Origin of the sequence: Arenimonas soli, from assembly GCF_014643775.1 — a bacterium.
Taxonomy (GTDB): domain Bacteria; phylum Pseudomonadota; class Gammaproteobacteria; order Xanthomonadales; family Xanthomonadaceae; genus Arenimonas; species Arenimonas soli.
Genome location: NZ_BMKC01000001.1, coordinates 415455 through 426811 on the forward strand (window position 1 = coordinate 415455; position 11357 = coordinate 426811).

The window sequence follows — 11357 nt, forward strand, 5'->3', positions numbered from 1 at the left end:
GCCCAGGAGCCACCAGAATGAATCGCATGCGCCCTCCACGCGCCCCGCGGCGCCAGTCCGGCCTCAGCCTCATCGAGGTCCTGATCGCCGTATTGATCATGGCGGTCGGCCTGCTGGGCATCGCGGCCCTGCAGGCCGTGACCCTGCGCAACAGCCAGAGCGCCCTGGACCGGACCCAGGCGACGGTGCTGAGCTACGCCATCCTCGATGCGATGCGGGCCAACGCCACCGCGGCGCGTGCCAACTCCTACAACGTCGGCATGACCTGCACCATTCCCGCGGCGGGCGCCACGCTGGTCTCGCACGACCACAACACCTGGATCAGTTCGCTCAAGGCCACGATGGGCGATTCGGCCTGCGGCAGCATCGCCTGCGCCTCGAACGTCTGCACGGTCACCATCCGCTGGAACGATTCCCGTGCCAGCGGCGGCGACGCCAATGAAACCCTGACCACGACGAGCCGGATATGAACGCGAACCTGAGAAACACGAGGCGCACGCCGGTCCGGCCCAGGGGCTTCAGCCTGATCGAGTTGATGGTGGCCTTGCTGGTCGGGCTGATTGTCGTCGCGGCTGCGGGCGGCATCTTCATCTCCAACAAGCGCACGTACAACGCCACCGAAACCCTGGGACGCATCCAGGAAAACGGCCGCGTCGCCTTCGAACTGATGGCGCGCGAAATCCGGGAGGCCGGTGGCACCGTCTGCGGCAAGAACATCCCGGTCGCCAACGTGCTCAAGGACACCGCCGCCTTTGACTACAGCTGGGGTGACGGCATCCGCGGCCACGACGGCAACCAGGCCATCGCGGTCGCGCCGTTCGGCACGGCTGCCGGCCAGCGCGTGGCCGGCACCGATGCCTTCGAATACCGCGGCATGGCCGATGCCGGCGTCACGGTCAGCAAGCACGTGCCGGCCTCCGCCACCATCTTCACCAACACCACCGACCATGGCTTCGAGGTCGGCGACATCCTGCTGATCTGCGACTACTCGCAGGCCACGATCTTCCAGATGTCGGGTCCCAATGCCGGCGGCACGCTCCAGGTCGTGCACAACACCGGCAATTCGCAGACGCCGGGCAATTCCTGCAAGGCGCTGAGCTTCCCGGTGGATCCCGATTGCGCCTCGAAGCCCAAGGACGGCAAGCAGTACGCCGACAATGCGGTGGTCGCCAAGTTCGCGTCCGGCGTCTGGTACATCGGCAACAACGGCCGCGGCGGTCGTTCGCTGTATCGCCGCAACTTGCTCAACCCGCCGGAAGAAGTCACCGAGGGTGTGCAGGACATGCAGCTCACCTACCTGGTGCCCGGGACGTCGTCCTACGTGCCGGCGGCGAGCGTCGCCTCCACGGCCTGGCGTGAAGTCAACGCCGTCCAGATCGAACTGGACCTGGTGGGCGTGGCGGGCGTGCAGTCGGCCAACGAGATCCGGGGCACCGACGGTGCCGCGCTCTCCCGCCAGCTTTCCCACGTCGTCACCCTGCGGAACCGCACGCCATGACGCCTTCCTTCACGATCCGTCCCCGTTCCCGCCAGCGCGGCGTCGCCCTGCTGGTGGTGCTGATGCTTCTTCTGATCATGACCTTGCTCGGGCTGGCCAGCCTGCGCGGGGCGATGATGGAAGAACGCATGTCGGCCAACATCTTCGACCGCGGCCTGATGTTCCAGGCCGCCGAATCGGCACTGCGCGAAGCCGAGGCGCGGACGGCGACCACCAAGTCCTTCCAGTACACGGATTCGTGCACGACTGGCCTGTGCGGCAGCCCCAATCCGACCAACCAGGACGCCTACGTGGACCGGTGGCTGCAGGCCACGCCGCCCTATTTCAGCGCCACGGCGGTCACCGCCGACGGCATCTCGGTCACGCCGGCCTATTTCATCGAATACATGGGCCAGGCACCGAACTGGCCCGGCTGTGACCGCGAAGTCCCGATCCAGGCCGGTTGCCTCGGCCCGCGTTACCGCATCACGGCCCGCGCCGTGGCCGCCGGCCGCGCCGAAGTCCTGCTGCAGTCGTCCTACACCTCGCCAGAATGATTCGCGCCCCCCAAATGCATCCCGAGCGGAGTACCGCCATGCGCCAGCAATCCAAATCCCGATACGTCCTGGCCTTTGCCACGACCGCCCTTGCCACGCTGATGGCCTCGGCGGTGCAGGCAGCCATCGACATCCCGCGGGTGCCCCTGCAGTCCGGCACGGCGGTGCCGCCGAACATCATGTTCGTGATCGACGACTCGGGCTCGATGCACGGCGAGATCATGCCCGACGGGCTGATCTTCCGGGCCCGCCAGACCAACGATCGCTGCAGGTTCTGGAATGGTTCGCAGTACGTCTATTACTACTGCGACCAGATCGGCCTGAACGTCGGCCTGGTCTACCCCCGCGCCGACGACGTGTATGGCGACGATGACTACACCAACGTGGTCGCCAACGTCGAATCCGGCAGCGGCTACGGCGCCATGGTGCGTTCGCCCAGCTTCAACAAGATCTATTACAACCCGGCGATCACCTACCAGCCCTGGTCGAATGCGGACGGCTCGCTGCGGGCGAACGCCAGCACCACCTGCGCCCTGCACAACCCCGAGAACGTGGGCACCGGCGCCGAGTACTGCCGCGACCTCACGGTCGACAACGGCAACTACAACAGCAACTACTGGCAGGACTATGGCGCGATCTGCGCCTCGACGGCCGAGGCCTGCTTCGCCGACCAGGAAGACCTGAAGTTCTGGCCGGCCGCCTATTTCCGCTACGACGGCAGTGGGGATGCCACCAGCGCGAGCAGCTACACCAAGGTCGAGATCCGGCCCGCGGTGGGTAGCTACACCGGCGATGGCCGCGCCTCCCGCACCGACTGCGTCGCGGGCACCTGCACCTACGCGCAGGAGATCCAGAACTTCGCGAACTGGTACCAGTACTACCGCTCGCGCATCCTGCTTGCCCGCGCCGGCATCGGTCGCGCCTTCTCCGGTCTCTCCACCACCTCGACGGCCGCCTCGCCGGCGCCGCGGGTTGGCTTCGGTGCCATCAACAAGGATTCGTCGTCGGTCGACGGCACCAGCACCGAAACGATCGTGTCCGGCGTCCGCCCCTTCGTCGGGGCCGACCGCACGGCGTTCTTCACCAGCCTCTACGGCCGCGACATCCCGGCCGCGGGCACGCCCCTGCGGCGCGCGCTGGATGATGCCGGCAAGTACTTCCAGCGTGGCGACAATTCCGGCCCCTGGGCCGCGGTCCCCGGTGGTTCCGACACCACGGCGCACCTGGCCTGTCGCCAGAGCTATTCCATCCTGATGACGGATGGCTACTGGAACGGCGATGCAGCCTCGTCGCCGGCCAATGCCAACAACGACGGAACCTCCGGCAGCGAGATCACCCGCCCGGCCGGGTCCAGCTACACCTACTCGCCGGTCTCGCCGTTCACCGACGGCTATTCGGACACGCTGGCCGACGTCGCCATGTACTACTGGCGCACCGACCTGCGTTCGACCATCGAGAACAAGGTCCCGACGACGACCGCCAACCCGGCGTTCTGGCAGCACATGGTCACCTATGGCGTGGGCCTGGGCGTGACCGGCGCGGTGGATCCGGAGGATGCTTTCGCCGCCATCGGCGACACCACCACCACGATCACCTGGCCCGACCCGAGCGCAAGCGCCGCGGCCAAGATCGACGACCTGCTGCATGCGGGCCTGAACAGCCGCGGCGGCTTCTTCAGCGCGGCCGACCCGGTGGAGTTCGCCCAGGGCCTGTCGCGCGTGCTGGTCGCCATCAACGAGCGCACGGCCTCGGGTTCCAACGTGGCCGCCAACAGCGTTGCTCTGAAGGAAGAGACCCGGATCTTCCAGGCCAGCTTCGTGGCCGGCAAGTGGACCGGCGAGCTGGCGTCCTATGCGATCTCCGCAGCGGGCGTGGCCCCCAACCCCGAATGGCGTGGTTCGCAGGGCATTCCCGCCTTCGGCACCCGCAAGGTCTTCACCTGGTCGGGCACGGCGGGCGCCGACTTCCCGACGACCGCGCAGAACACGGCGCTGGGCACCAACATCGCCAACTACATCAAGGGCGACACCAGCAACGAGCGTCGCAATGGCGGCACGCTGCGCAATCGTGACCACCTGCTGGGCGACATCATCAACTCCTCGCCGGCGTTCGTGAAGGAAACCAACACGATCTTCATCGGCGCCAACGACGGCATGCTGCACGCGTTCAGCGCGACCGGCACCAACATGGGCGACGAACTGTTCGCCTTCATTCCCAACGCCACCAGCACCGCCAGCCTCGACAAGCTCAAGACCCTGGCCGACCCGGATTACGCCCACGATTACTTCGTGGACGGGCCGGTCATGGTGTCCAGCCACGTCGAAACCCCGGGCAAGAACTACCTGGTGGGCAGCCTCGGCCGTGGCGGCAAGGGCGTGTACTTCCTCGACGTGACCAATCCCAACACCTTCGGGACCTCGAACGTCACCGGCCAGTACCTCGGCACCAACGGTGGCAATGCCAACACGGCCAGCGACCACATGGGCAACTCCCTGGGTCGCCCGCTGATCGCCAACGTCCTGCTGGGCACCGGCAACAACAAGGTCAAGACCCCGGTCGCGATCGTGTCCAACGGCATCAACAGCAGCACCGGCGACCCGACCCTGTTCGTGTTCAACCTGCAGACCGGCGCCCTGCTGCGGCATATCGTCGCCAAGGCCGACAGCGACAATGGCCTGTCCTCGCCGCGTGGCTGGGACCTTGATGGCGACGGGCTGATCGACTACGTCTACGCCGGCGACCTGAAGGGCAACATCTGGAAGTTCGACCTGTCCGACAACAGCACCAACGGTTGGGGCCTGCATGCGGAAGGCGACCCGTTCTTCGTCGCCACGGATGCGGCCGGCAATGGCCAGCCCATCACCGGCGGCCTGTCCGTGTCCATGGACCCGTCCACCTTCAAGCCCTGGGTGTTCTTCGGCACGGGCAAGTACCTCGAAAGCGGCGACCTCACCAGCACCGCGGTGCAGTCGCTCTACGGCATCAAGGACAACGACGCGGCGGTGGGCGCCCGCGCCACCGACCTGCAGGCACGCACGATGGCCGTCACCAGCGGCACCATCGACGGCAAGCCGGTGCGTGCATTCCAGGCCAACGCCCCGCTCCCGGCCGACAAGAAGGGCTGGTTCGTCGACCTGACCGTGCTTCCCCCGGCCGAACGCATGGTGGGTGACCCCTTCCTGCTGGGCAACGTCCTGGTGGCTGCCAGCATCATCCCGAGCAGCGACCCCTGCGACGCCGGCGGTACGGGCTACATCAATGCCCTGGATGCCTACACCGGCACCAGCGTCCAGAACCCGTTCTTCGATGTTGACGGCGATGGTGCCTTCGATGACGACCGCCTGACGTCGGGTCAGGACTCGCTGCCCGTTGGTTCGGTGAACCTGGGCATCGCGATGCCGACTTCCCCGACCGTGGTGGAAAGCCTGCTCGTCGCCGGTGGCTCCCTGGGCACCACGGGCTCGGTGGCGGTCAACAATCCCTTGGTGAAGGGTCGAATCTCCTGGCGTGAGCTCATCAAGGACTAAGTCATGAAGACCTTCAAGAACCATCGCGGCAACCGAGGCTTCACCCTGGTCGAACTGATGATCGTGGTGGCCATCATTGCGATCCTCGCCAGCATCGCCCTCGTGAGTTACCAGAACTCCGTGGTCAAGTCGCGCCGGGCAGCGGCCTCGGCGTGCCTTCTGGAGGTGGCGCAGTTCATGGAGCGTGAGTACACGACGCGGCTAACCTATGCCAACGTGAACGCGCTCCCGGCCTTGGGCTGCCGCGACGACCTGGCGGGCCTGTATACGTTTGGCCTGAACGGCACGCCGACGGCGACGGCCTATTCCGTGGAAGCCGTGCCGCAGGGCGCCCAGGCGAGTGCCGATACCAAGTGCGGCACCCTGCGCCTGTCGCAGGCGGGTACCCGAAGCGTTACGGGCAGCAGCGGCGCAACCTACTGCTGGTGAGGCCGGTAACGGCAAGTTGCTGACGCAAAAAAGAAAGGGCCGCGATTACGCGGCCCTTTCCATGTGTGCTGGCGCCCGAAGTTGGACTCGAACCAACGACCCCCTGATTAACAGTCAAGTGCTCTAACCGGCTGAGCTATTCGGGCGGGGACGGGCATTTTAAACGACACGCCCCCCCGGTCAAGCCCCGTGATTCAGGGCGGGTAGGGACAAGGCACCGGCTGCTGGCCGGAAACCCACTCCCGGCGCGCCCTGCCGGCCAGGTTGACCACCACGCTGCCCAGGTGCCGGCCGTCACGGCTGCAGACGCGCAGGCTGGCGTTGCTGCCGCCGGAAAGTCCCGTCGGCTGGTAGCGCACCCGATGGCGCCCGGGGCTGCCGCGGATCGCCAGCAGGCCGGGCGCGCGCTGTTCGTGCCACAGCACGTCCGCGGCGCGTCCAGGCTGTGGCTGCCGCCGGGCGTCGAGGTAGACCAGCCAGCCTTCGTCCCAGACCAGGTCCGTGCGACAGCTCACGCCGTCCGCGCTGGGGCAGACGCTGACCGGCCGGCCGCGCTGGATCGCCGCCATGCGCGCGCCCATCAGGGCGACGGTGAGGGAGTGGAAGGCCTCGAGCGCCGCGTGCCGCTCCCGCAGGCGGGCGAAAGAGGGGCCGGCCAGGGCGAGCACGACGGCAAGCACGGCGAGCACCACCGTCAGTTCCATCAACGAAAAGCCCCTGCCTCGCCTTGCCATCGCCATTGCTCCGCCGGATCGGGCCGCCAGTCTGCGCAAGCGGCTTCGGCGCGGCTGTCGGGCTTGCGCTCCGGGGCGCCTGCGCAGGCGCCCCGGCCTGGTGTCGGCGGGTGGCTATACTGCCTGTTTGCCACCGCGAGGACGTCCCCCGTGTCCGAACGTTTCGAGCTCGTCGCGCCCTACCAGCCCGCCGGCGAACAGCCGCAGGCGATCGAGCGCCTGGTCGCCGGCTTCGAGGCCGGCCTGGCCCACCAGACCCTGCTCGGCGTCACCGGCTCGGGCAAGACCTACACCATCGCCAACGTCATCGAGTCGGTGCAGAAGCCCACCCTGGTGCTGGCCCCGAACAAGACCCTGGCCGCCCAGCTCTACGGCGAGTTCAAGAGCTTCTTCCCCAACAACGCGGTTGAATATTTCGTCAGCTACTACGACTACTACCAGCCCGAGGCCTACATCCCGTCCACCGACACCTTCATCGAGAAGGACAGCAACATCAACGAGCACATCGAGCAGATGCGCCTGTCGGCGACCAAGGCCCTGCTCGAGCGCCGCGATGCGATCGTGGTGGCCAGCGTGTCGGCCATCTACGGCCTGGGCGACCCCAATGAATATTTCCGGATGGTGCTGCACCTGGTGAAGGGCGACCGGATCGACCAGCGCGAACTGATCCGCCGCCTCACCGAGATGCAGTACAAGCGCAACGACACCGAACTGGTGCGCGGCGCCTTCCGCGTGCGCGGCGAAACCATCGACGTGCACCCGGCGGAATCGGAGATCGAGGCCCTGCGCATCGAACTCTTCGACGGCGAGATCGAAAACGTGGCGATGTTCGACCCGCTTACCGGCCACGTCAGCCGCAAGCTGCAGCGTTTCACCCTGTACCCCAAGTCGCACTACGTCACCACGCGCCGCACCGTGCTCGACGCCATCGAGACGATCAAGGTCGAATTCACCGAGCGCATGGACCAGCTGTACAAGGCCAACAAGCTGCTCGAGGCCCAGCGACTGCAGCAGCGCACGATGTACGACCTCGAGATGATGGCCGAGGTGGGTTTTTGTTCCGGCATCGAGAACTACAGCCGGCACCTGACCGGCCAGATGCCCGGCGAGCCGCCGCCCTGCCTGTTCGACTACCTGCCGCCGGATGCCCTGCTGGTCGTGGACGAATCGCACGTGACCATCCCGCAGCTGGGCGCCATGTACAAAGGCGACCGCTCGCGCAAGGAAACCCTGGTGGAGTTCGGCTTCCGCCTGCCTTCGGCCCTGGACAACCGGCCGCTGAAGTTCGAGGAATGGGAGCGCCGCTCGCCGCGCGCCATCTTCGTTTCGGCCACGCCCGGCAAGTACGAGATCGAGAAGTCCGGCGACCAGGTGGTCGAACTGGTGGTGCGCCCGACCGGCCTGATCGACCCGGAGGTCGAAATCCGCCCGGTCGCCACCCAGGTGGACGACGTGCTGTCGGAGATCCATGCCCGGGTGAAGCTGGGCGACCGCGTGCTGATCACCACGCTGACCAAGAAGATGGCCGAGAACCTCACCGATTACCTGGCCGAACACGACGTGCGCGTGCGCTACCTGCACAGCGACGTGGACACGGTCGAGCGCGTCGAGATCATCCGCGACCTGCGCCTGGGCGTGTTCGACGTGCTGGTGGGCATCAACCTGCTGCGCGAGGGCCTGGACATGCCCGAGGTGTCGCTGGTGGCGATCCTGGACGCCGACAAGGAAGGTTTCCTGCGTTCGACCGGCTCGCTGATCCAGACCATTGGTCGCGCCGCCCGCAACCTGCGCGGCAAGGCCATCCTCTACGCCGACCGCATCACCAATTCCATGAAGGCCGCGATCGACGAAACCGACCGCCGCCGCCAGAAGCAGGTCGAATACAACCAGGCCCACGGCATCACCCCGACCTCGATCGTTCGCGCCGTGATGGACGTGATGGAAGGTGCCCGCAGCGAACCCGAGGACAGTCGTGGCAAGGGCCGCAGGGTGGCCGAGGGCGAAACCGATTACGCCACCCTCGACCCGGCCCGCCTGGCCGCCCGGCTCAAGCAGCTCGAGGCGAAGATGCACCAGCACGCCCGGGACCTGGAATTCGAGGACGCCGCCCGGGTCCGCGACGAAATCCACCGCCTGCGGGAGCAGGGCCTGATGACCTGAGCGGCCGCCTTGCATTACTTCTGGCAGGGGGGTAGAAAAGGGGCATGGACGGGTGGGGACCCGTCCGGAGACAGCTAATGTCCACCTTGGGGATACGGGGCCTGCTGGCCGGGGTTTTCGTGCTTTCGCTGGGCCTGCTGACCGGGGCCAGCCACGGCGCCACCGGGCTGGCTGCCACGGGGTCTGAATGGGGCGAGGCACCGTCGGGCCCGGGCCTGCTGGACCGCGCGCAGGCCAAGGCCTGCGAGTGGAGCCACGGCCTGTCCGGCCGCAGCGACCGCCAGGCCTCCGCGCAGCGCCAGCGCGAGTGCGCCCGCCGCCACGGCCTGCCCGACTGAACCGCCATTGCCGACAATCCGCCATTGCTGACGCAAGGGTCGCTTGTTATACTTCGCGGCCCTTGTGGGCGGTTAGCTCAGCGGTAGAGCACTACCTTGACATGGTAGGGGTCACAGGTTCGAAACCTGTACCGCCCACCATCCTTTCCAGGATGGAATCACAGGGATCCAAGGCCGCCTCCGGGCGGCTTTCGCATTTCCGGGTCCCGGGCCTCCGGACTCAGGGCCGCAGCCGCGCCTCGCGCAGCTTCTCGTAGGCCGGCCGGCAGGCATCGGCGACCGCGCGCGCATTGTCGTCCAGCACCGGCGCAGGGCGTGCCGAGCGCGGCTCGAAGCCGGTGGAGTTCCACACCGTGTCGTACCAGTGCGGTGCCCACACCCCGTCGCTGTCGCGCGGCCCGGCCGGCCAGTGCAGCATGCGCCCGGTGAATTCGATTCCGAACAGGTCGCAGAGCGCGCGCAGGAAAGTTTCCGGGTCGGCCAGGAAGTCGCCGGAATCGATCACCGTCGGCGTCGCGCCGCTGGCCGAGGCCAGTTCGTCGAACAGCTCCGCCTGCTGCAGCAGGCCGATGTCGGCGGGGGCCACCGTGGCGCGGGAGCGCAGGTAGGACGACACCACTTCGTCGGGATCGCGTATCAGCAACACGTTGTGCAGCCCGTGGATCCAGTCGTGGTCCATGCCGGGCAGCAGGTGGTGGGCCATGTGCTTCTGGTACCAGACCGGCTTGCCGCCGGGCACGGGTCCCAGCAGCGCGTCGGCCACGCGCCGCCAGTCGGTGTCGCCGGCGGCGATCACTTCGTCGCGGCCCGGGTGGTCGAGCCCGGTTTGCGCCAGGTAGGCCGCGTACAGCGGTTCGTCGCTGACCGCGCAGTCGGGCCGGTTTTCCCAGGCCCGCATCATCGCCGTGGAGATGTTGCGCGGCCCCGACCACATGCCGATGCGCAGCGCAATCACGCCAGCCTCTCCCCGGCGCGCACGGCGACGTCGCGTTCCACCAGCCCCCGGTACAGCGCCTGCAGCCTCGCCACCATGGGCCCGGGCTTGCCGTCGCCGATGACCCGGCCGTCGACTTCGCGCACCGCCACCAGCCCGGCGAAGGTGCCGGTGCAGAAGGCTTCTTCGGCGGAATAGACGTCGGTGAGCGTGAAGTTCTTCTCGCGCGCCGTGATGTCTTCTTCGGCGCAGGCGCGCAGCACGTTGGCCCGGGTGACGCCGTGCAGGCAGTAGTCGCCGGTGGAGGTCCAGACCTCGCCGCGGCGCACGATGAAGAAGTGGGTGGAATTGCAGGTGGCGACGAAGCCGTGCGGGTCGAGCATCAGCGCCTCGTCGGCGCCGGCCTGGGTGGCCTGGATGCAGGCGGTGATGCAGTTGAGCTTGCTGTGGCTGTTCCAGCGCGGGTCCTGCACATCGGGGTAACCCCGGCGCACGTGCACGGTGAACAGCTTCAGCCCGCGCGCCACCAGTTCGGGCTTGGCCTGCTTGTGCTCGGGAATGATGACGATGGTGGCCGGGCCGGCCGAAGCGCGCGGGTCCTGGTAGGGCGTGCGCTTGGGGCCGCGGGTGACCATCAGCCGCAGGTGCACGCCGTCGTGCATGTCGTTGGCGGCCAGGGTCTCGCGGATGGCGGCCTCCAGGCCCCGGCGGTCGAGGCCGATGTCCAGGGCGATGGCCCGGGCGCCTTCGAACAGGCGGTCGAGGTGTTCGTCCAGGAAAACCGGCTGGCCCCCGACCACCCGCAGGCCTTCCCAGACCCCGTCGCCCAGCACGAAGCCGCTGTCGAACACCGACACCGTGGCCTCGGCCCGGGGCAGCAGGCGGCCGTTGATCCATATCCGGATATCGGCATTGCGGGGGTCGTCGTGGAATTCGTGCACGCTCTGGGCCATGCGGGGCTCTCCCTGGGACTGCCCCGAGTCTAGCCCGACGACCCCGGTTTCCGGGGCGGATTCATTGACTTGGCGGGCTCCCGGCCCTACCTTTGCACCCGTAACCGGCAGAAAAGGTGGCCCCGGGAAACCGGCGCCGAGCGTGCGACATGGACACTACCCTGACTCCGTAGACGAAAGGCCAGGCTTCGCATCCGCGAGGGCGCCTGGCGCCCTTTTTTATTGCCCGAGGTTCGTTCCAAGACCCG

The 11357-nt window shown here is 67.5% G+C and carries 10 protein-coding genes and 2 tRNA genes; 8 read left to right on the top strand and 4 right to left on the bottom strand.

What is annotated here, in order from left to right:
* Positions 1–17: 17 nt before the first annotated feature.
* From pilV to IEX13_RS01910, 5 genes are read left to right on the top strand one after another with little or no spacing between them, the layout of a single operon-like run.
* Positions 18–470 carry a type IV pilus modification protein PilV gene (gene pilV / locus IEX13_RS01890; protein ID WP_308423880.1) on the top strand — a complete coding sequence of 151 codons (453 nt, stop codon included), beginning with the start codon at positions 18–20 and terminating at the stop codon, positions 468–470.
* Positions 467–1498, top strand: coding sequence for a PilW family protein (locus tag IEX13_RS01895; RefSeq protein WP_188660600.1), 1032 nt, complete (start codon positions 467–469; stop codon positions 1496–1498). The genes pilV and IEX13_RS01895 overlap by 4 nt, the downstream gene beginning before the upstream one ends.
* Complete coding sequence (locus tag IEX13_RS01900; RefSeq protein WP_188660603.1) at positions 1495–2034, top strand: pilus assembly PilX family protein; 540 nt, start codon at positions 1495–1497, stop codon at positions 2032–2034. Before IEX13_RS01895 ends, IEX13_RS01900 begins: the two co-directional genes overlap by 4 nt.
* 38 nt (positions 2035–2072) lie before the next feature.
* On the top strand, positions 2073–5561 hold the full coding sequence (locus IEX13_RS01905) for a pilus assembly protein (protein ID WP_188660605.1): 3489 nt from the start codon (positions 2073–2075) through the stop codon (positions 5559–5561).
* 3 nt (positions 5562–5564) lie between these two features.
* Entirely contained in the window at positions 5565–5990 is a 426-nt protein-coding gene (locus IEX13_RS01910; RefSeq protein WP_188660607.1) for a type IV pilin protein, read from the top strand.
* Positions 5991–6059: 69 nt separating this feature from the next.
* On the opposite strand, the gene IEX13_RS01915 is transcribed toward IEX13_RS01910, so the two are convergent.
* Both IEX13_RS01915 and IEX13_RS01920 read right to left on the bottom strand, forming a co-directional pair.
* Positions 6060–6136 (bottom strand) — tRNA-Asn (locus IEX13_RS01915).
* Between the two features lie 48 nt (positions 6137–6184).
* The gene (locus IEX13_RS01920) at positions 6185–6730 is read right to left on the bottom strand and encodes a GspH/FimT family protein (RefSeq protein ID WP_308423881.1); all 546 of its coding nucleotides are present in this window, start codon (positions 6728–6730) and stop codon (positions 6185–6187) included.
* A gap of 144 nt (positions 6731–6874) precedes the next feature.
* Between IEX13_RS01920 and uvrB the strand changes: the two genes are divergently transcribed.
* The 3 genes from uvrB (at position 6875) to IEX13_RS01935 (ending at position 9363) form a co-directional block, all read left to right on the top strand.
* Positions 6875–8884 carry an excinuclease ABC subunit UvrB gene (gene uvrB, locus IEX13_RS01925; RefSeq protein ID WP_188660612.1) on the top strand — a complete coding sequence of 670 codons (2010 nt, stop codon included), beginning with the start codon at positions 6875–6877 and terminating at the stop codon, positions 8882–8884.
* A gap of 77 nt (positions 8885–8961) precedes the next feature.
* The gene (locus tag IEX13_RS01930) at positions 8962–9222 is read left to right on the top strand and encodes a hypothetical protein (RefSeq protein ID WP_188660614.1); all 261 of its coding nucleotides are present in this window, start codon (positions 8962–8964) and stop codon (positions 9220–9222) included.
* A gap of 66 nt (positions 9223–9288) precedes the next feature.
* A tRNA-Val gene (locus tag IEX13_RS01935) sits at positions 9289–9363 on the top strand.
* Positions 9364–9442: 79 nt separating this feature from the next.
* Here the strand turns inward: IEX13_RS01935 and IEX13_RS01940 are convergent.
* Both IEX13_RS01940 and IEX13_RS01945 read right to left on the bottom strand, forming a co-directional pair.
* Positions 9443–10177, bottom strand: coding sequence for a sulfotransferase-like domain-containing protein (locus tag IEX13_RS01940; RefSeq protein ID WP_229668419.1), 735 nt, complete (start codon positions 10175–10177; stop codon positions 9443–9445).
* Positions 10174–11109 carry an aminotransferase class IV gene (locus tag IEX13_RS01945; RefSeq protein ID WP_188660617.1) on the bottom strand — a complete coding sequence of 312 codons (936 nt, stop codon included), beginning with the start codon at positions 11107–11109 and terminating at the stop codon, positions 10174–10176. Before IEX13_RS01945 ends, IEX13_RS01940 begins: the two co-directional genes overlap by 4 nt.
* Positions 11110–11357: the final 248 nt, after the last annotated feature.